At 72.7% G+C, this 20,197-nt stretch carries 18 protein-coding genes; 5 read left to right on the top strand and 13 right to left on the bottom strand.

The annotated features are described in order from the left end of the window. Positions 1–40 precede the first annotated feature (40 nt). The 5 genes from OG861_RS25990 to OG861_RS25970 all read left to right on the top strand — a co-directional run bounded on the left by OG861_RS25990 (position 41) and on the right by OG861_RS25970 (position 5,514). Positions 41–973, top strand: a complete 933-nt coding sequence (locus tag OG861_RS25990; protein WP_329193548.1) for an SCO0930 family lipoprotein — start codon at positions 41–43, stop codon at positions 971–973. Between the two features lie 119 nt (positions 974–1,092). Next, positions 1,093–1,896 carry a LytR/AlgR family response regulator transcription factor gene (locus OG861_RS25985; RefSeq protein ID WP_329193549.1) on the top strand — a complete coding sequence of 268 codons (804 nt, stop codon included), beginning with the start codon at positions 1,093–1,095 and terminating at the stop codon, positions 1,894–1,896. A 204-nt stretch (positions 1,897–2,100) separates the two neighbouring features. After that, complete coding sequence (locus OG861_RS25980) at positions 2,101–2,376, top strand: hypothetical protein (RefSeq protein WP_329193551.1); 276 nt, start codon at positions 2,101–2,103, stop codon at positions 2,374–2,376. A gap of 151 nt (positions 2,377–2,527) precedes the next feature. After that, positions 2,528–4,270: a sodium/solute symporter gene (locus OG861_RS25975; protein ID WP_329193553.1), complete on the top strand. Its 1,743-nt coding sequence runs from the start codon at positions 2,528–2,530 to the stop codon at positions 4,268–4,270. A gap of 8 nt (positions 4,271–4,278) precedes the next feature. Beyond that, complete coding sequence (locus OG861_RS25970) at positions 4,279–5,514, top strand: histidine kinase (RefSeq protein ID WP_330261986.1); 1,236 nt, start codon at positions 4,279–4,281, stop codon at positions 5,512–5,514. A gap of 77 nt (positions 5,515–5,591) precedes the next feature. Here OG861_RS25970 and OG861_RS25965 read toward each other — a convergent pair whose 3' ends face one another. The 13 genes from OG861_RS25965 to OG861_RS25905 all read right to left on the bottom strand — a co-directional run bounded on the left by OG861_RS25965 (position 5,592) and on the right by OG861_RS25905 (position 20,183). Continuing rightward, entirely contained in the window at positions 5,592–7,034 is a 1,443-nt protein-coding gene (locus OG861_RS25965) for a GuaB1 family IMP dehydrogenase-related protein (RefSeq protein ID WP_329193555.1), read from the bottom strand. A gap of 150 nt (positions 7,035–7,184) precedes the next feature. Beyond that, positions 7,185–8,342, bottom strand: coding sequence for an XdhC family protein (locus tag OG861_RS25960; protein ID WP_329193557.1), 1,158 nt, complete (start codon positions 8,340–8,342; stop codon positions 7,185–7,187). Beyond that, positions 8,342–9,622 (bottom strand): IS701 family transposase, encoded by a 1,281-nt coding sequence (locus OG861_RS25955; RefSeq protein ID WP_329193559.1) that lies wholly within the window; start codon positions 9,620–9,622, stop codon positions 8,342–8,344. The genes OG861_RS25960 and OG861_RS25955 overlap by 1 nt, the downstream gene beginning before the upstream one ends. 72 nt (positions 9,623–9,694) lie before the next feature. Further along, a complete protein-coding gene (locus tag OG861_RS25950) occupies positions 9,695–10,342 on the bottom strand; it encodes a TMEM175 family protein (protein ID WP_190187111.1) in 648 nt (215 codons plus the stop codon). Between the two features lie 84 nt (positions 10,343–10,426). Next, on the bottom strand, positions 10,427–10,768 hold the full coding sequence (locus OG861_RS25945; protein WP_329193563.1) for a nuclear transport factor 2 family protein: 342 nt from the start codon (positions 10,766–10,768) through the stop codon (positions 10,427–10,429). 31 nt (positions 10,769–10,799) lie between these two features. Next, positions 10,800–12,278, bottom strand: a complete 1,479-nt coding sequence (locus OG861_RS25940) for an ATP-binding protein (RefSeq protein ID WP_329193565.1) — start codon at positions 12,276–12,278, stop codon at positions 10,800–10,802. After that, positions 12,275–13,534 (bottom strand): MFS transporter, encoded by a 1,260-nt coding sequence (locus tag OG861_RS25935; protein ID WP_329193567.1) that lies wholly within the window; start codon positions 13,532–13,534, stop codon positions 12,275–12,277. The genes OG861_RS25940 and OG861_RS25935 overlap by 4 nt, the downstream gene beginning before the upstream one ends. Positions 13,535–13,564: 30 nt before the next feature. Next, on the bottom strand, positions 13,565–14,389 hold the full coding sequence (locus OG861_RS25930) for an FAD binding domain-containing protein (RefSeq protein ID WP_329193569.1): 825 nt from the start codon (positions 14,387–14,389) through the stop codon (positions 13,565–13,567). Further along, complete coding sequence (locus OG861_RS25925; protein WP_329193570.1) at positions 14,386–16,791, bottom strand: xanthine dehydrogenase family protein molybdopterin-binding subunit; 2,406 nt, start codon at positions 16,789–16,791, stop codon at positions 14,386–14,388. The genes OG861_RS25930 and OG861_RS25925 overlap by 4 nt, the downstream gene beginning before the upstream one ends. 4 nt (positions 16,792–16,795) lie before the next feature. Next, positions 16,796–17,317 (bottom strand): (2Fe-2S)-binding protein, encoded by a 522-nt coding sequence (locus OG861_RS25920; RefSeq protein WP_329193572.1) that lies wholly within the window; start codon positions 17,315–17,317, stop codon positions 16,796–16,798. Beyond that, positions 17,302–17,916: an NADPH-dependent F420 reductase gene (locus OG861_RS25915; RefSeq protein ID WP_329193574.1), complete on the bottom strand. Its 615-nt coding sequence runs from the start codon at positions 17,914–17,916 to the stop codon at positions 17,302–17,304. Before OG861_RS25915 ends, OG861_RS25920 begins: the two co-directional genes overlap by 16 nt. Before the next feature lie 9 nt (positions 17,917–17,925). Continuing rightward, positions 17,926–19,410 carry an aldehyde dehydrogenase family protein gene (locus OG861_RS25910; protein WP_329193576.1) on the bottom strand — a complete coding sequence of 495 codons (1,485 nt, stop codon included), beginning with the start codon at positions 19,408–19,410 and terminating at the stop codon, positions 17,926–17,928. A gap of 32 nt (positions 19,411–19,442) precedes the next feature. Then, positions 19,443–20,183, bottom strand: coding sequence for a type 1 glutamine amidotransferase domain-containing protein (locus OG861_RS25905; RefSeq protein ID WP_329193579.1), 741 nt, complete (start codon positions 20,181–20,183; stop codon positions 19,443–19,445). Between the last annotated feature and the right edge of the window lie 14 nt (positions 20,184–20,197).

Genomic DNA, 20,197 nt, shown 5'->3' with positions numbered 1-20,197 from the left:
GCGACGGACTCGGCGGACACCACACGTGGGAGTGATCAACATGGGTATCAAGCGCGGAACTTCCCTGGCCGCGATCGCGATCGTCGTCACCATGACGGCGACCGCGTGCGGCGGCGACGACAAGGCGGCCGGCAGTACCGCGCCGGCCGGGGCCGCCGCCCAGGCTCCCGCCGCGGACTCCTACGGAGCCGACCCGGCGGCGGCCGGCGCCCCCGGCGCCAAGGGCGCAGGCCAGCTGGCGATCGCCGCCAACGAGAAGCTGGGCCCGGTCCTCACCGACAGCGCCGGCTTCACCCTCTACCGCTTCGACAAGGACACCGCCAAGCCGCCCAAGTCCACCTGCGACGGCGACTGCGCCAAGGCCTGGCCGGCGGTCGCGGCCGGCGACGCCACGGCCGCCGCGGGCATGGACGCGTCGCTGCTCGGCGAGGTCGTGCGCACCGACGGCAGCAAGCAGCTGACGGTGGCCGGCTGGCCGGTGTACCGGTTCGCCAAGGACACCAAGGCGGGCGACACCAACGGCCAGGGCGTCGGCGGGACCTGGTTCGCGGCGGCACCGGACGGCAAGAAGGCCGCGAAGCCGGCCACCGCGCCGGCCGGCGCCGGTCAGACCACGGGCGCGCTGACCGTGGCGCAGGACCCCAAGCTCGGGGAGCACATCGTCGACGGCAACGGGATGACGGTCTACCGGTTCAAGCCGGACACCGCCTGGCCGATGGTCTCCAAGTGCGAGGGCGACTGCGTCGCCAAGTGGCCGGTGGTGCCCCCGGTGGACAAGGCGAACGCCAAGGGCATCGTCGAGAAGAACTTCCTGGTGCTGGACCGCCCCGACGGCAAGAAGCAGCAGACGGTGAACTGCTGGCCGGTCTACACCTTCACCGGCGACAAGAAGGCCGGCGACACCAACGGCCAGGGCGCGGGCGGCACCTGGTACGCGGTCGCCCCCGACGGCAAGCTCATCACGGCCCAGTAAGCCCCCCGCAGACCACCTGACCGCGCGGCCCCGCCCTCCCCTCCCCCCGGGGCCGGGGCCGCGCACCCGTGCCCGGCGCACCGTTCCGCAGGCGGGGGACGGAACCTAGACTCGGCTCCATGCTGCGCGTACTCGCCGTCGACGACGAGAAGCCCCTCCTGGAGGAACTCCTCTACCTGCTGCGCTCCGACGCGCGGGTGAGCAGCGCCGTGGGTGCCCAGGACGCCACGGAGGCCCTGCGCAGGGTCACGCGGGCGCTGGAGAGCGGACCGGACGGGCCCGACGGCATCGACGTGGTCTTCCTCGACATCCACATGGCCGGGCTGACCGGGCTGGACATCGCCCGGCTGCTGGCCGGGTTCGCCCGTCCCCCGCTGGTGGTGTTCGTCACCGCGCACGAGGGGTTCGCCGTCCAGGCCTTCGACTTGAAGGCGGTGGACTACGTGCTCAAACCGGTGCGGCCGCAGCGGCTGGCGGAAGCCGTCCGCCGGGCGTGCGCCCAGCTGGAAAGGCCCACCGGACCCGCGGCGGACCCGGCCCTGCCCGTGCAGCGCACGCCGGCCCCCGGGGCCACCGCCACCGACCGGTCCACCGAGCAGATCGCGGTCGAACTGGGCGGGGTGACCCGCTTCGTGGCGATCGCCGACATCGCGTACGTGGAGGCCCAGGGCGACTACGCCCGGCTGCACACCGGCGACGGCAGCCACCTGGTGCGGATCCCGCTGTCGACCCTGGAGGAACGCTGGGCGGCGCGCGGCTTCGTCCGGATCCACCGGCGCCACCTGGTGGCTCTCGGCCGGATCGACGAACTGCGGCTCGACGGGGGAACCACCAGCGTCCGCGTGGGGTCGGCGGAGCTCCAGGTCAGCCGCCGCCACTCGCGGGAGCTGCGGGACCTGCTGATGCGGCACGCGACCGGCTGACGGACGCCCCGGACCGGCCCCGCCGCCGGGCCCGCGGCGACCGGCGCCCGCCGACCGTCCGGCGCGCGCCGGTCGCCGTTCGTCGCGCCGGGACGGGCGTACGGCGACGCCCCGGGCCCGTCGGCCGCAGCGGTGGACGGTACCCGCACCGTCCGGGCAGCCCGCGCGTATCGTGGATCTTCCGGTCCGGGAGGAGCCCCGCACATGCCCGACATCCAGGCACTGCTGGACGCGCTCACCGGACTGCCGCGCACCCGGCCCGCCGGCCCCGTCGAGGCCGAGGCCCTGCTGGCCCGGCTGCGCAGCGTGGCGGCACGCTGGGCCGACGTGCTGTACGAGGCCCAGGACGGGGCCCGGCGGCAGTTGCCGCCGCGTGCGGAGGCGGCACTGACGCTGGCCTTCCGTCGGGCCGAAGAGTCGTACGTGGAGCTGGAGATCGCCCTGCGGGACTGTGCGGAGCACCGCGACCCCGCCGTCTGAGCCCCGCCGCCTGGGCCCCGCCGCCGAACCCCCGCCCACCCCCGGCCCGGGGCACGCCGTTCGGCCACCTTCGTGCCTGATCGCGTCTGTCGCCCGGCGTACGGCGCTGCGTACACTCGCCGGACCCCTCAGCCTGCCGAAGGACGTGCCGGTGAACCAGACGTACGCGCTGACCGCGGTCACCGTCGTCGTCCTGGTCACCGTGCTGGTCGGCGCGCTGGGGCTGCGCATATCCCGTACCACCTCCGACTTCTACGTGGCTTCGCGCACCGTCGGCCCCCGCCTCAACGCGGCGGCCATCAGCGGCGAGTACCTCTCCGCCGCCTCCTTCCTCGGGATCGCGGGGCTCGTGCTGCTCCAGGGGCCCGAGATGCTCTGGTACCCCGTGGGGTACACGGCCGGGTACCTGGTGCTGCTGGTCCTGGTGGCGGCCCCGTTGCGGCGCTCGGGCGCGTACACCCTGCCGGACTTCGCCGAGGCCCGGCTGGAGTCCCGGGCCGTGCGGCGGATCGCGGTGCTGTTCGTGGTCGGCGTCGGCTGGCTGTACCTGCTGCCCCAACTGCAAGGGGCCGGGCTGACGTTGAAGATCCTGACCGGGGCCCCGCACTGGGTGGGGGGCGTCGTCGTCGCGACGGTGGTCACGGCGGCCGTGGGGGCGGGCGGGATGCGCAGCATCACCTTCGTGCAGGCCTTCCAGTACTGGCTCAAGTTCACCGCCCTGCTGGTCCCCGCGTTCTTCCTGATCGGTGCCTGGGCCGCGGACGGGGCGCCGCGGGCCACCTTCGACGCCCCGGCGGTGTTCCGCGAGCACACCGCCGTCACCGCCGCCCAGGACATGCGGATCACGCTGGGCGCGCCACTCACGCTGACGGTGACGGGGCTGGTGGACGGCCGCTCGTACACGGGGCAGCCGGTGACGCTGGCCGCCGGGCAGCACACCGTACGGGCCCGCGCGCTGCTCCGGTTCACCCCGGACAGCGTGGTGCCCGATGCCCGGGCGGAGGCGGGGCTGGGCGTGTCGAGCTGGTCGGAGCCGCTGTCCGGCAACCGGCACCACCACCAGCTGTACGCCACGTACGGGCTGGTCCTGGCCACGTTCCTCGGCACGATGGGCCTGCCGCACGTCGCGGTGCGGTTCTACACCAGCCCCGACGGGCGGACCGCCCGCCGCACCACGCTGGTGGTGCTCGGCCTGGTCGGGGTGTTCTACCTGCTGCCGCCGGTGTACGGGGCGCTGGGCCGGATCTACGCGCCCGAGCTGGCCCTGACGGGGGACGCCGACGCCGCGGTGCTCGTGCTGCCGGGGCGGATGCTGGGCGGGCTGCTCGGGGAGCTGCTGGGGGCGCTGCTGGCCGGGGGCGCCTTCGCGGCGTTCCTGTCCACCGCGTCGGGGCTGACGATGGCGGTGGCCGGGGTGCTGCACCAGGACGTGCTGCCGGGGCGGCGGGTGCGGACGTTCCGGTTCGCGGTGGTGGTGGCGATGCTGGTGCCGCTGGTGGGGGCGGTGGCCTCGGCGGACGTGCCGGTGGCGGACGCGGTGGGGCTGGCCTTCGCGGTGTCGGCGTCGTCGTTCTGCCCGCTGCTGGTGCTGGGCATCTGGTGGCGGGGACTGACCCCGCCGGGCGCGGTGGCGGGGCTGGTCACCGGTGGCGGGGCGGCGCTGGGAGCGGTGGTGGCGACCCGGGTCGGGCTCGTGCCGGCGGGCTGGGCGCACACCCTGTTGGCGTGGCCGGCGGTGTGGTCGGTCCCGCTGGGGTTCCTGACGATGGTGGCGGTGTCCCTGGCCACCCGTTCCCGCGTCCCCGCCGGTACGGCGGCGACGCTGGCCCGGCTGCACCTGCCGGAGGACGTCGCCGGGGACCGGAGCGGGGGCGCGCGGTGGACGGGGCGGTGACACAGGCCGTGACGGGGGCGGTGCCCTCGGCGTTGGCGCTGCTGGGCGCGGCGGCCCTGCCGGCCCTCGGCTGGGCCGGCGGCAGGTGGCAGGCCCGGCGCAAGGAGCGGGCCACGGGGCTGGACCTGGGCACCCCCGTCGAGCGGGCCACCTTCCACACCCTGCACACCGCTTCGCTGGCCGCTCCCCCGCTGCGGGCGGGGCTGACCGAGGACGCCGCCCGCAAGGCGGCCCGGCGGCTGCGCTCGCTGCTCGGTACCGAGGCGCTGTGCCTCACGGACCGGGAGGCGGTGCTGGCCTGGGACGGGCCGGGCGCCGACCACCACGAGCGGCGGGCGATGGCCCGGGTGGCGCGGATGCTGGAGTCGGGGCGGAGCATGAGCCTGCGCACGGACTGCCAGCGGCCCGATTGCCCCCTCAAGTGGGCGGTGTTCGCCCCGCTGACGGGTGAGGACGGGGTGCTGGGCGCGCTCGTGGCGTACGGCTCGCGGGAGTCGGCGGTGTTGGTGCGCGCCGCGACGGAGGTGGCGCGCTGGGTGTCGGTCCAGCTGGAGCTGTCGGAGCTCGACCGGTCGCGGACCCGGCTGATGGAGGCGGAGATCAAGGCGCTGCGGGCGCAGATCTCCCCGCACTTCATCTTCAACTCCCTCGCGGCGATCGCCTCGTTCGTGCGCACCGACCCGGAGGGGGCGCGGGAACTGCTGCTGGAGTTCGCCGACTTCACCCGGTACTCGTTCCGGCGGCACGGCGATTTCACCACGCTCGCCGAGGAGTTGCGTTCCATCGAGCAGTACCTGGCCCTGGCCGGGGCCCGGTTCGGCGACCGGCTGACGGTGACCTTGCAGGTGGCGCCGGAGGTGCTGCCGGTGGCCCTGCCGTTCCTGTGCCTGCAGCCGCTGGTGGAGAACGCGGTCAGGCACGGGCTGGAGGACTCCACCGCCCGGTGCCGGATCACCATCGCCGCCCGGGACGCGGGTCCGGAGGCGGTGCTGACCATCGAGGACAACGGCGTCGGGATGGATCCCGCCCTGCTGCGCCGCATCCTGGCCGGTGAGCGGACGGGTTCCTCGTCCGGGGTGGGGCTGCCGAACGTGGACGAGCGGATGCGGCAGGTCTACGGGGACGACTACGGACTCGTCATCGAGACGGGGATCGGCGCCGGGATGAAGGTCACGGTCCGGATCCCCAAGTACCGCCCGGGCGTCCACCCGTCGGGGCCCGGGGAGCGGCCCGACCGGGTTTGAGCGCATCACGTCCGGGCATGCCCGTGGCCCCGCCCCCCGTCCTGGCGGAGGGGGGCGGGGCCACGGGGCGGTGCGGGTCAGCTCCAGCTGGCGTGCAGGGGCTTGCCCTCCGCGTAGCCGGCCGCCGACTGGACGCCGACCACGGCCTTCTCCTCGAACTCCGCGAGGGAACCCGCGCCCGCGTACGTGCAGGAAGACCGCACGCCGGCGATGATCGAGTCGATCAGGTCCTCGACGCCGGGCCGCGCGGGGTCCAGGAACATCCGCGAGGTGGAGATGCCCTCCTCGAACAGGCCCTTGCGCGCCCGGTCGTACGCGGACTCCTCCGAGGTGCGGTTCTGCACGGCGCGCGCGGACGCCATGCCGAACGACTCCTTGTAGAACCGGCCGTCGGCGGACTGCTGGAGGTCGCCCGGGGACTCGTACGTCCCGGCGAACCAGGAGCCGATCATCACGTTGGACGCACCGGCGGCCAGCGCCATCGCCACGTCGCGCGGGTGGCGGACGCCGCCGTCGGCCCACACGTGCTTGCCGTACTTCTTGGCCTCGGCGGCGCACTCCAGCACCGCCGAGAACTGCGGGCGGCCCACACCGGTCATCATGCGGGTGGTGCACATGGCGCCGGGGCCCACACCGACCTTGATGATGTCCGCACCGGCGTCGATCAGGTCCTTGACGCCCTCGGCGGCGACGATGTTGCCCGCCACGATCGGGACGTGCGGGTCCAGCGCGCGGACGGCCTTGATCGCGCTGATCATCGACTCCTGGTGGCCGTGGGCCGTGTCGATGACGAGCGTGTCCACGCCCGCGTCGAGCAGCTGCTTGGCCTTGCCGACGAAGTCGCCGTTGATGCCGACGGCCGCGGCGATGCGCAGCTTGCCGTTGGCGTCGGTCGCCGGGGTGTACAGGGTCGCGCGCAGGGCGCCCTTGCGGGTCAGGATGCCGACGAGCCTGCCGTCCTCGTCGACGGCCGGGGCCAGCTTGCGGTGACCGGCGTCCAGCTTGTTGAAGGCCTCGCGGGGGTCGATGCCGGCGTCGATGAGCAGCAGCTCCTTCGACATGACCTCGGAGAGCTGCGTGAAGCGGTCCACGCCGCTCAGGTCGTGCTCGGTGACGACGCCGACGGGCCGGTTGTCGGCGTCGACGACGACTCCGGCGCCGTGGGCCCGCTTGGGCAGCAGGGACAGGGCGTCGGCGACGGTCTGGGTGGGCGCCAGGGTGATGGGGGTGTCCAGCACGAGGTGGCGGGTCTTGACCCAGGAGATGACGTCGGTGACGACCTCGATCGGGATGTCCTGCGGGATGACGACGAGGCCGCCGCGGCGGGCGACGGTCTCGGCCATCCGGCGTCCCGCGATGGCGGTCATGTTGGCCACGACGAGCGGAATGGTGGTGCCGGTGCCGTCGGGCGAGGAGAGGTCGACGCCCTGACGGGAACCGACCGCGGACCGGCTCGGCACCATGAACACATCGTCGTACGTCAGGTCGTACGGCGGCTTCTGGTCATTGAGGAAACGCACGTGCTGAACATCCCAGTCGATCGGAGTTGGCCCTCGACGGGTCAGCCGAGGAAACGCACGTACTTCATTCTCCCACGACCCGGTGTTCATGCAGCCCGGTCCGATCCTCCAGGACATAAAGGACCGGGTGGTCCGTTCCTCCAGGTCGCGTCATCCCCGCCCGGCCGGCCCGCCCACCGGGAGCACCCGCCGGTGCACCGGGCCGGGCCGGGCGGCCAGGGGAGTCGTGGTTCCGCCGTGGCGGACGGCGGTGAATTCGGCGGCGATGGCGAGGGCGGTCTCCTCGGGGGTGCCGCCGCCCAGGTCCAGGCCGATGGGTGAGCGCAGCCGGGCCAGCGCGGCCTCGGACAGGCCCTCCTCCCGCAGCCGGGCGGCCCGCTCGGCGTGGGTGCGCCGCGACCCCATGGCCCCCACGTACGCGAGCGGCAGCCGCAGGGCGAGGGCCAGCAGCGGTACGTCGAACTTCGCGTCGTGGGTCAGGACGCAGACGGCGGTACGGGCGTCGAGGCGGCCCGCCTCCCATTCGGCGGCGAGGTGGCGGTGCGGCCACTGGACGACGACCTCGTCGGCGCCGGGGAAGCGGGCCGGGGTGGCGAAGACGGCCCGGGCGTCGCAGACGGTGACCCGGTGCCCCAGGAAGGCCCCGATCCGCGCCAGGGCGGCGGCGAAGTCGATGGCCCCGTAGACGATCAGCCGGGGCGGCTCGGCGGCCGACTCGACCAACAGGGTCAGGGGCTGCCCGCACAGCCCGCCGGCCGTGCCCAGCTCGGCGGTGCCGGTCCGCCCGGCGAGCAGCAGGTCCCGTACCCGTTCGGCGGCGGCCCGGTCCAGGTCGGGGCCGCCGCCCAGGTGGCCCTCGTAGGAGCCGTCGGCGTGGACGGCCAGCGCCCGGCCGAGCTGCCGGGGCGGCCCGGCGACCACCCGGGCGAGCGCGGTGCGGGTGCCGGCCTCGGCGTGGTCGAGCACCGCGCGCAGGACGGGGCGCACGGGGTCGTGCCCGCGTACCGGGGTGATCAGCACGTCCAGGACCCCACCGCAGGTCAGCCCTACCGCGAAGGCGTCGTCGTCGCTGTACCCGAAGCGGTGGACGCCCCCCTCCCCGGTGGCGATCGCCTCCAGGCACAGCTCGTGGGCGGCGGACTCGACGCAGCCCCCGGACAGGGAGCCGAGGGCGGTGCCGGCGGCGTCGACGGCCAGCGAGGCACCGGGGCCGCGCGGCGCGCTCCCGCTGACGGCGATGACGGTGGCGAGCGCGAAGTCGCGCCGCTCGGCGCACCAGGTGCGCAGTTCCCCCGCGATGTCGAGCATCAGCGTATGTACTCCCGGCGTGCGACCTGCCCGGGTATGAGCGGCCTCGGCGGCAGGACGGCCGCCGGGCGGGGCCGGGCCGGGCCCTGGTAGGGCAGGGCCGCGGGTTCGGGAAGGCGGGTGCCGGCGCTGCCCAGCAGCCGGGCGGCGTGGGCGACGCTGGCGAGGGTGGCGTGGTGGTGCCACCCGCGGAAGGAGCGGCCCTCGAAGTCGCGGATCCCGACGGGTTCGCAGGTCTCGGCGAAGTCGAGGGAGACCCGGTCGGTGAGCTTGGCCAGCAGGAAGAGCTGGGCGAGCGGCCGGTCCCCGATATTGGTGATCCAGAACTCCGACGGCAGCAGGGCGGCCTCCGTCCAGGCCCCGACGAGCAGCAGCGGGGTGGGCGGCGCGGGGGCGGGCCGGTCCTCGCCGGGAGTGGCGAGGATGGAAGCCGAGGTCAGCAGGGTCACCGCGCCTTCGGCGCGGCCGTGGCGGGTCCATTCGACGACCCGGCGCTGGGAGCGCAGGGAGTCGATGAGTTCCCGGGCCGGCGCGGTGTGCGGTCCGGGCTTGTGGCGTCCGGACCCGCCGAAGGAGACGGGCAGTGAGCCGTCGACCTTGAAGACGAAGGGGATGTCCTGGAGCGCGAAGGACTCGATGCACTGCGGGAGGTCGCTGTTGGAGACCTCCATCACCACCGGGCGCCGCTGGAGCTGCCAGGTGGCGGCCATGCGCTGGACTGCGTGCACGGCGTCCTGGGCGGGGGTGAGCGAGCGCGCCGTGTCGGGGATGCCGGCCCGGCGCCGGCGCAGCAGTTCGCTGGTCCAGGGCCCGGGGAGGGTGAGGGTCCATTCGACCGGGAAGCTGGCCTCGCTGGAGGCGAGCCAGATGCCGCCCGCCTGCTGGCAGTTGGCGGTGCGGCCGAGCTGGGGGACGAACTGGCGGCCCACGCCGACGGAGCGGTCGCCGGCCTTCTCGATGACCATCGGCTGCACCACCCAGGCCAGCGGTCGCTGGGCGGTGCGTTCGATGTGCTGGGCGAGGGAGCGGCGTACGGGGGTCCAGTCCCACGGGGACTTGCTGATGAACTGCTGGAGGCTCTGTTCGACGGAACTGGCCCCGGTCCCGGCGAGGTTGCGGATCGTTTTCTTCCCGTTGGTCCGCACGAGACCGTTGAGATATACGCGGGCCCAGTTTCGCTGGTCCCGCCGGGGTAATGACTCGAAGAACAAAGAGATCAGGACGTCGATCAACTCGGAGATTTCCTTTGCGGAATCCTCCGGCAGGACTACGCGAGCCATCTGGGCCTCCCCCGCGACCAGCTAGATCCAATACCCTACTTGACCGCGGAGAACGGCCGTAGGCCAGGGCGGCTACTTCCTGAGGTCGCCGGCAGTTGCGAGCCGCTCTTCCTCTACCACGAGTGGGATCGGGATCTGGTTCGCCGCATAGTAGAGCGCGATCAGGAAGTGTGCGACCAGAGTGAGCGGTGCGGAGAAAAAGGACAGGAGCACCGTCATGGGGTAGGCGACCGCCCCCAGGCCGAACCGCATTCGGGTCGCCCGGGCGCCTTCTTTGTCCACCCGTTCGTGGAAGAGGTGGCCGACCCGCGTGACGTACCACCAGAAGGCGAGGAAGGCCAGGGCGTACGCCACGGTGACCGAACTGTAGAGGATGGCGGCCGCGTTGGCCGATCCGCCCTCCTCCATGAGGTGTTCGGCGAGCACGGTGGTGGTGTACGGGATCACCGACACCACCATCAGCACCAGGAGATTCAGGAACAACAGCGGGCGGTCGACCCGTTTGAGGTGACTGAAGATGGTGTGGTGGTTCACCCACATCACGCCGATGATGAGGAAACTCACCACATAGGCGGCGTAATGCGGCCACTGCTCCCACACCCCGCTCCAGAACTCCGATCCCGTTTCTTTCGGAACTTTCAGTTCCAGAACGAGAATGGTGATGACGATGGCGAACACGCCGTCGCTGAATGCCTCGACGCGTCCGGTTTCGCGCTCCATTGGCTCCCCTTTGTCACTCGTTCCGCGTGTGCGGGGAGAGCGCTGCCCCCGCTCTCCCCGCACACGCTACCCAGTTCTCGGGGTTCAGCTGCCGAACCCGGCGGTCTGACGCCAGATCCGGCCATCGCGGACCACAAGTGTCCCGAACGCGTGCTCCGGCTGACCGTTCAGGTTCATGATCGCGCGGTAGAAGATCGTGTCCTCGGTCTCGATGTACTCCTGGAGTTCGACCAGCGTGGGCTTGACCGAGAGGTAGCCGGTGAACGTCTCGCGGACGGCCTCGATGCCCACCGAGGCCCCTTCGAAGCGCAGGAGCACGGCGTCGTCCGTGTAGTTCTTCATGACCGCCTCGATGTCGAGGGCGGCGAGCGCCTCCATCTGGCGGACGAAGACCGGGTGCAGCTTGGAGATGTCGTACGTGGCCATGTGCGTCTCCACTCTCTGGGCTGGTGGTGGCTCAACTGGTGCGGGAACCGGCGGCGGTCGCCGCCGGCGGTGTGGCGAGCGGCAGCCGGACGACCATCCGGGTCTCCCCCGGACGGGAGCGGGCCGCGAGCGACCCGTGGTGGCGCTGGGTCACGATCCGGTAGCTGAGGTGCAGCCCCAGCCCCGTCCCCTTCCCCACGTCCTTGGTGGTGTAGAAGGGCTCGAAGATCCGCGGCAGGACGTCCTCGGGGATGCCCCGGCCGGTGTCGACGACCTCCACGACCATGCACACGCCCTCCGCCCGGGCGCGCAGGGTGAGGGTGCCGGCCCCTTCCATGGCCTCGGCCGCGTTGTCGACGAGGTTGGTCCACACCTGGTTCAACTCGCCTGGATAGCCCGTCAGTTCGGGCAGGCCGGGTTCGTACTCACGCACCACGGTGATGCCGGAGAGCTTCGACCGGAGCACGACCAGCGTGTTCTCCAGTCCTTCCGTCACCGGGAAGCGCTGTTCGGGGGCGCGGTCGAGATTGGCGTAATCGCGGGTGGCGGCGACGAGCTGGGAGATGCGCGGGCCCGCGGCCCGCAGCTCGGCGGCCAGGGAGCGGATCTCCAGCAGCGCCGCCAGGTGGTCCAGGGCGGCCGGCAGGGCCGGCTCCCCGATCCCCTCCAGCCGCTCCAGCAGCCAGCCCAGCTCCAGGCCGAGGTCCGAGACGCCCGAGCCGAGCAGCCCCGGCCGCTCGGTGCCCGCCTCCTCGGCCCAGTCGGTGATCTCCTCCTCGGCGTCCGCCTGCGCCAGCGGGTCGGAGGTCTGCGGCGGCGGCAGTTTGTCCAGCTCGTCGGTGAGCCGGTCCAGCAGGGAGCGTTCGGCCCCCGAGGCGGCCGCGCCCCAGGCGTGCGCGGTGCGGGTCAGCCGCTCCAGGGCGGGGGCGAGCTCCTGCGCCGCGCGCGCCACCGCGGCCGCCGGGTTGTTCAGCTCGTGCGCGAGGCCCGCCGCGAGGGTGCCCAGTGCCTCCACGGTGGCCCGTTTGCGGGCCTGCACCTCGGAGGACTTGATCCGCCAGGCAAGTACGGGCAGCAGCACGGCGGCCACGCCGTGGCAGCGGGACAGCATCTCGAAGAACACCGGCTTGGGGTAGCCGACGACGGTGGTCGCGGGACCGGACGCGGACGCGGTGGCCACGTAGGAGCCGTCCGTCAGCAGCGGCAGCTCCCCGGTGAAACGGTGCGCGGCGGAGGGCTTGCCGTCGTGCTCCTCGGCCGCGGCGCTCTCCTCCTCGGTGGAGTGGCGGGTGAGCACTTCCTCCCGGCCGTCGATGACCTTGGTGACGACGAGGCCTCCCGCGAGCAGCACGTGGAAGCAGGTGGCCTCGTCCCCGTCGCGGAAGAGCACGTCGCCGTCGGCCAGCACCCGGGGCTCGGTGACCGAGACCAGCCAGTCCAGCTGCTCCTCGGTGAGACCGGCGAAGATCTCCAGCTCGCGCAGGGCGGACCGCAACTCCGGGTCGCTCATGCCGTACTCCCCTCTGCCCGCGTACGGGCGGACAGCCGCAAGGTGACGATCAGGGCCAGCGCGCACACCCCGGCGACGACGGCCATGAAGCCGACCGAGGTGCGGTGCAGGCCGTGGATGTTGGTCAGCATTCCGGCGAGCACCGACGGGACGCTCATGGCGAGGTAGGCGAACACGTAGACGGCGGCGGTGAGTTCGCCGCGGTGTTCGGGCTCGGCGAGCGTGCTGAGGGCGCGGAAGGAGCCCAGGAAGGCGGCGCCCCAGCCGCTGCCCAGCACGGCCGTGGCGATGAGGAAGACGGGCGCGGAGCCCAGCCCGAGCGCCAGCAGCACCAGCGCCAGGCCGGCCAGCAGCCCCAGCAGCCCGATGACCGCCGTGCGCAGCGCCTCGGTGCGGCCGAGCAGCAGCTGTGCGCCGGTCGCGGCGCCCGCGAGCAGGGCGACGGTGGCGCCGCCGACCAGGTAGTTGGTGCTGCGGAGCAGGGACAGGGCCAGGTGCGGGCCGAGCGAGAGGTAGAAGCCTCCGACCGACCAGACGGCGACGATCGTGAGCACCAGGACGGCGAACCGGCCGCCCGTGCCCGGCGGTATCCGGATGCGGCGCGGGACGACCCGGAAACGGCCGCCCTGCAGCCCTGGTGCGCTCTCGCCCATCCGGACCACCCCGACCAGGGTGAGCGCGAAGGCCCCGACGAGCAGGGCGTAGCTCAGTACGGTCGGTGCGGGCCCGTACTGGACGAGGAATCCGGCGCCCAGGCCGCCGAGCCCGATGCCGACGGTGGGGCCCGCACTGTTGACCTGGGCGCCGAGTGCGGGTTTGGAGCGCGGGGTCAGCTCGAGCAGGGCCGCGCCCATCGCCCCGGTGGCCAGGCCGACCGCGAGCCCCTGTACGGCGCGGGCGGCGAGGAGCAGTCCGAGCCCCTGGGCCCCGGCGAACAGGCCCATGGACACGATCGCGAGGACCAGTGCGGCGCCCAGCACGGGCCGCCGTCCGAGGGTGTCGGACAGCGACCCGAACAGCAGCAGCCCTGCCAGGACGGTGACGGCGTACAGGGCGAAGACCACCGTGATGGTGCCCGCCGACAGCCCCCATCTCTGCTGGTAGAGCACGTAGAGGGCGGAGGGCACGGAGGAGGAGAGCATGAGCAGGACGAGGACCGCGCCCACCACCCAGAAGCCGGAGCCTCTGGGCGCACCGGCCCGCCGGCCGGCCGGGTGCACGATGTCCCCCGTGGTCGTCTTGGTCGGTTCGGCCACTCTTGTCAACTCCCCCGTGGTGGGCGGTGATCAGGCGTGCGCCTGGGCCCTCGCCAGTGCGCGGGCGGTCAGGACCCCCGCGAGGTGGCCGAGGTACTCGGCCGAGGTGCCGCGGCCCGGGACGAACAGCTCCCGGGGCTCGGCGCGGAAGGCCGCGAGCACGTTGTCCGTGGTGTACGGGCCCCCGCCCAGCCGGTCCTCGACCCCGCGCAGGCGCAGGGCGCGGGCGGTGGCTCCGGTGACCGCGATGCGGGGACCGTCTTCGGTGAGGCGTACGGCGCTCGCGCACAGCGGGTAGCGGGTGGCCCGGTCGGCGCTCTTCTCGAAGGCGCCCGCCGGTCCCCCGGGCGGCACCAGCAGGGCCGTGATCACGGTGTCCGCCGGCACTCCGGAGGCGGCGAGTTCCTCGGCCGTCACCGTGGAGCGTCCCCGGCGCCCGGCCAGTTCCGCCTCTGCGCCCGCGGCGATGGCCGCGACCGGCAGGTCGGTGGCCCGGCCGGTGGCCGCCAGGTTCCCCCCGGTGGTGCCGAGGTTGCGGACCTGGGGGTCGCCGTTGGCCCGGGCCGCGGCGGCGATCTCCGGGGCCTGCGCCAGCACCATCGGATGGGCCGCGAGTTCGGCGAGCGTGGTCAGCGCCCCGATCCGCAGCGTCCCGTCCGGGGCGGTCTCGACGCCGCGGAGTTCCTCCAGGTGCCGTACGTCGACCAGCAGGCGGGCCCGGGCGGCGCCGGTGCGCAGGTCGGGCAGCAGGCTCTGGCCGCCGGCCAGGGCCCGCGCACCGGGGGTGCCGGCGAGGAGGGCCAGCGCCTCTTCGAGGCCGACGGGCCGTACGTAGTCGAACTCGGTGAGGATCACTGGGCTTCCCCTCTCAGGCGGCGCCAGACCTTCTCGGGGGTGAGGGGCATGTCGATGTGCCGGACGCCCAGGTCGGAGAGGGCGTCCACGACGGCGTTGACGACGGCGGCGGCCGGGGGCACGGTGGCGATCTCGCCGGCCCCCTTGGCGCCGAGCGGGTTGTGCGGGCTCGGCGTGGTCGTCTTGTCCAGGGCGAAGAAGGGCACGTCGGCGGCGCGCGGCAGGGCGTAGTGGCTGAGGTCGGAGCTGATGAGCAGCCCGTCCTCGTCGTACTCGGCGGCCTCCATGAGGGCCTGGCCCAGGCCGTGGACGATGCTGCCCTCGATCTGACCGTGGACGATCTTCGGGTTGCCGATGTTGCCGGCGTCGTCCACGGCGGTGTAGGCCACCACCTCGGTCTCGCCGGTCAGTTCGTCGATCTCGACCACCGCGACGTGCGTCCCGAAGGGGTAGTTGAAGTCCGGCGGGTCGAAGTGGGTGGTCTCGTCGAGGGCGGGTTCGATCTCGGGGGGCAGCCCCCAGCCGTACCACATGGCCATCGCCAGCTCGGCGAAGGTCTTCGCGTTCTCCTCGTTGCCCTCTTCGTGGACGCCGCCGCCCGCGTAGACGACCTTGTCCTCGGGGACCCCGAGGAAGACGGCTCCCGCCTTGACCAGCTTCGCCTTGAGTTTGCGGGCGGTGAGGGCGACGGCCGGCGCGGCCATGCTGTAGGAGCGCGAGCCGTAGGTGCCCTGCCCGTACGGGGCCTTTTGCGTGTCCCCCTCCAGGACCTGGACCTGCGCCGGGTCGATGCCGAGTTCGTCGGCGGCCACCTGCGCGAACACGGTGGCGTGGCTCTGGCCGGTGGAGGCGGAGCCGACGGTCACGGTGACCTCGCCGGTGGGGTGGACGCGGATGTTCGCGCTCTCCCAGGTGCCGCCGAGCATGCCCTCCTTGGACATCCTCGTGGAGGGGCCGACCCCGCAGATGGCGACGTAGGAGGCGATGCCGACGCCGAGGCGCTTGCCGCGGGCGCGGGCCTGCGCCTTGCGGGCGGGCATGTCGGCGTACCCCGACAGCTCGATCGCCTTGTCGAAGTTCAGCTGGTAGTCACCGGAGTCGTAGGTCCAGCCGAGCCCGTTGTCGTAGGGGAACTTCTCCTTCGGCACCAGGTTCTTGCGCCGCACGGCCGCCGGGTCCATGCCGATCTCGAAGGCGTACCGGTCGACGAGGCGCTCCATCAGGAAGGCGGCCTCGGCGCGCCCGCTGCCGCGCTGGGCGCCGAGCGGGACGGTGTTGGTGAAGGCGGCGTAGACCTCGCAGAAGGCGGCGTCGATGTCGTACATGCCGCTGATGGAGCGGCCCATCAGGGCGGTGGCGACGCCGGGGCCGATGGTGGAGGGGTACGCGCCCAGGTTGGCGTGGCTGGTGGCGCGCACGGCGGTGATGCGGCCGTCGCGGGTGCCGGCGAGGGTGACGTGCTGGCGGTGGTCGCGGCCCTGGACGGTGGAGTTCATCAGGCCGGTGCGGGTGTCCACCCACTTCACGGGGCGGCCGAGCGCCTTGGAGAGCAGCAGGACCAGCGCCATGTCGGGGTAGAGGTAGCCCTTGGTGCCGAAGCTCCCGCCCACGGTCGGCGCGATCACGCGCAGCTTGTTGAAGGGGATGCCGAGGACCAGCGCGGCGAGCAGGAAGCGGTGGTTGTGCGGGCCCTGGGTGGAGGCGTAGAGGGTGTACTCGCCGGTGGTGGCGTCGAAGTCGCCGACGGCCCCGCGGGGCTCGATGGGGCTGTTGATGGTGCGCTGGTTGACGAGGTCGAGTTCGACGGTGACCTCGGCCTCGGCGATGGCCGCGTCGGTGCGGTCCTTGTCGCCGCAGGTCCAGTACGCGTTCAGGTTGCCGGGGACGGCCTCGTGCAGCTGGGGCGCGCCCTCGGCCAGGGCCTCGTCGGCGCGGGTGACCACGGGCAGCGGTTCGTACTCGACCGCGATGGCGGCCAGGGCCGCGGCGGCCTGGCGCGGGGTTTCGGCGACGACCACGGCGATCGGGTCGCCGACGTGCCGGACGCGGTCACCGGTCAGGACCGGGCGGGCGCCGGGAAGCCCGTAGGGGTGGGGCGGGAAGTGGCTCTCGACCCCGCCGGGTATCCAGATGCAGGGCAACGGCATGACGTCGGTGAAGTCGGCCGCGGTGGCCACTTTCAGTACGCCGGGCAGCTCCTGCGCGGCCTTGGTCTCGATGGACACGATCCGTGCGTGGGCCACCGGACTGCCGAGGATGGCCATGTGCGCGGTGTCCGGCAGGTCGATGTCCGCGACGTACGTGGCTTCGCCGCGCAGCAGCTGCGGATCCTCGCGGATGTCCAGCGGCTGTCCCAGCACTCCGTTGCCCTGGAGAGCGCTCTCCCCCGTCACAGCGGTCACGGCCTCACACCTCCTGTCCGGGCGCGGCGGCGGCCTCGGCTGCCGGTTCCCCGGCGCGGGCGGCGGAGCAGGCGCGCTGCACTCCGCGTACGACGCTGTGGTAGCCGGTGCACCGGCACAGGTTGCCGGTGAGCCACTCACGGATCTCCGGCTCGGTGGGGGCCTCGCGGTCGGCGGTGTTGTCGACGAGTTCCCCGAGGGCCATGACCATGCCGGGGGTGCAGAAGCCGCACTGGGTGCCGTGCTCTTCGCGCAGGGCCTCCTGGAGACCGGTGAGCTCGCCACCTCGGGTGGTGACGCCCTCGATGGTGGTCACCCGGGCGCCGGCGGCCGCTGCGGTGAGGACCAGGCAGCTCTTGACGGACCTGCCGTCGAGGCGGACGACGCACGTGCCGCACTGGCCGGTGTCGCAGCCGACTTTGGTCCCGGTCAGTCCCAGGCCGTCGCGCAGCCGTTCCACGAGCAGTTCGTTCGGCGGGGCCGAGAACTGCTCGGGTCTTCCGTTCACGTTCAGTGAGAGATCCATGCGAGCGCCTGCGCTTCCGTGAGCGGCCGGTTGAAGAGGGGTCCGCCGGGCTGTTGGAGAATTCCTCCGGAGTGCAGCGGGCCGGTGTCGACGGGGGCGAATCCGAGATCCGAAATGATTCCCGCGACGATTTCCTTCGATTTCCCGTCGTCGCCCGCCGTGAAATGGGCCAGTCGTTCGCCCCCTGCGGTACCGGCCACGGCGAGGGTCTCGAAATGCATGGTGTTCAGGGATTTCACGACCCGGGCGCCGGGGTACCACTCGGCGACCAGGTCGCTGGAGCCGCGTCCGCCGAGATCGGCGGGGGTACCGGGCCCGCCGAACGCGTTGGTCGCGTCCACGAGGACCTTGTCCTGCACCACGTGCGGCGGCAGCAGCCCCCGTACGTGGTCGAACGGCACCATCAGCACCACCAGGTCGGCCCGGCCCGCGGCTTCGGCGGGGTGCGCCGCCGAAGCCGCGGCGCCGAGTTCGGCCACCAGCGGGGCCAGGGCCTGCGGCCCGCGGGCGCCTGCGAGGACGACCTCGTGGCCGGCGGCGACGAGGATCCGTGCGAGGACCGTGCCGATCCGGCCGGTGCCGATGATGCCTGTCCGCATTGACGCTCCTCAGTCCATGCCGATCCAGACCGACTTGGTCTGGGTGTAGCTCTCGAGGGATTCGGGCCCGCACTCACGGCCGTAACCGGAGGCCTTGTAGCCGCCGTACGGCACGGAGGGGTCGTACTGGTTGTAGCAGTTGACCCAGACGGTGCCCGCCTTGATCTGCGAGGCGACCCGGTGGGCCCGGCGCAGGTCCTTGGTGTGCACGCCGGCCGCCAGTCCGTACGCGCTGTCGTTGGCGATGCGGATGGCGTCTTCTTCGGTGTCGAAGGGGATGATCGACAGCACCGGGCCGAAGATCTCCTCCTGGGCGATGCGCATGCTGTTGTCGACCCCGGTGAAGACGGTCGGCAGGAAGTACAGGCCCTGGCTGGAGGCCCCCTCGGGGGTCCAGCCGGTGCCGCCGGTCCGCAGGACGGCGCCTTCCTTCTCCCCGATCTCGATGTACGAGCTGACCTTCTCGAACTGCCCGCGGTGGGCGAGCGGCCCGAACAGGGTCGCCGGGTCGCGGGGGTCGCCGGGTTTGAGGGCGGCGGCCCGGCGGACCAGGCGTTCGACGAGTTCGTCGTGGACCGGGCGCTGCAGGAGCAGCCGGGAGCCGGCGGTGCAGATCTCGCCCTTGTTGTAGTAGATGCCGAAGAAGGCGAGCTCCTCGGCGGCGTCCAGGTCGGCGTCGGCGAAGACGATGTTGGCGGACTTGCCGCCGAGCTCCATCGTCACCTTCTTGAGGGTGCCGGCCGATTTGCGGATGATCGACTGGCCGACCGCGGTGGAGCCGGTGAAGGCGATCTTGTCGATGCCGGGGTGGTCGGTGAGGGTCTCGCCCAGTTCCACGCCCGGTCCGGTGATGACGTTCAGCACCCCGTCGGGGATCTCCGCCTCCTGGAAGAGCTCGGCGATCTTGAGGGCGGTGAGCGGGGTGGCCGGGGAGGGCTTGTGGACGACCGTGTTGCCCGCGGCGAGGGCCGGGGCGATCTTGGTCATCGAGAGCAGCAGCGGGAAGTTGAAGGGGGTGATGGCGCACACCACCCCCAGCGGTTCGCGCAGGGTGTAGGCGAGCTGCCCGCCGGCCGGCGCCCGGGACGAGCCGTCGACGCGGGTGACCGCGCCCGCGTAGTAGTGCATGAGCTGGGCGGCCATGGGGGCGTCGACGGTGCTGGAGAAGGCGAACGGTTTGCCCATGTCCACCGTCTCCAGCAGGGCGATCTCCTCCAGGTCCCGCTCGATGAGCTCCCCGACCCGGTTCAGCCGCAGCGCGCGTTCCTGGGCGGAGAGTCTGCTCCACGGGCCTTCCTCGTACGCCGCCCGGGCGGCGGCCACGGCCGCGTCCGCGTCGGCGGCGGTGGCCTGGGCCACCGGCACGATCTCCCGGCCGTCCACGGGGCTGACGTCGGGTTCGGTCCGGCCGTCCCGGGACGGGACCCATCTGCCGCCGATGAAGAGTTTCCCGGGGTTGGCGAGGGGCTGGCCGCTCAGCTCACGCTTGGTCATGGCTGCCTTCCGTGTCGGGGTGCGGGGGCCTGTCAGCCCTTCGCGAGCTGCGCTAAGAAGGTCTCGGCGAGGGCCTTGGAGGAGTACGGGTTCTGGCCGGTGGTGAGCCGGCGGTCGACGACGACGTGGGAGTCCCAGATCGCCTCGGCCTTCTCGTAGCGGGCGCCGAGCCGGGTCAGTTCGACCTCCAGGATCAGCGGGAGCCGGCCGGCCATGTTGGTGACGAGCTCCTCGCTGTGCGAGAACGCCGTCATCCGGTAGCCCTCGAACGGCCAGCGGCCCTCGCCGTCGCGCAGCGCCAGGAGCGAGGTGTGGCCGTGGCAGACGGTGGCCAGCGGCTTGTCCTGGGCGATGGCCCACCGCAGGACCTGGGCCAGTTCGTCGGACTTGGGCAGGTCCCCGATCGCGCCGTGGCCGCCGCTGACGTAGATCCCGTCGTAGTCGGCGATGTCCTTCTCACCGAGGGCTTCGAGCGCGATCGGGTTCTTGAGCTGCGGGGTGTCCTCGATGACCCGTACGTATGCGGCCGCGTTGGCGGCGTCCTCGTCGGGGGAGCCCGCCGGGCGGACCCACTGGAGGAACTGCGGGTCGATGCTGGTCTGGTCGACCGTCGGGGCCTGGCCGCCGATCGTCGCCACGTCCACGGTGTGGCCGGCGGCGCGGAAGAGGGTGTAGGGCACGACGAATTCCTCGGCCCAGAATCCCGAGGGGTGCTGTTCCCCGTCGAGCAGATGGAGCGTGGCCTTTGCCGTCATGACGACGAGGATCTTCATGACTGATCTCCTTG

Origin of the sequence: Streptomyces sp. NBC_00539, from assembly GCF_036346105.1 — a bacterium.
Lineage (GTDB): Bacteria > Actinomycetota > Actinomycetes > Streptomycetales > Streptomycetaceae > Streptomyces.
The sequence above is the reverse complement of the archived record's forward strand: the minus strand, read 5'-3'. Positions and strand labels throughout refer to the sequence as shown.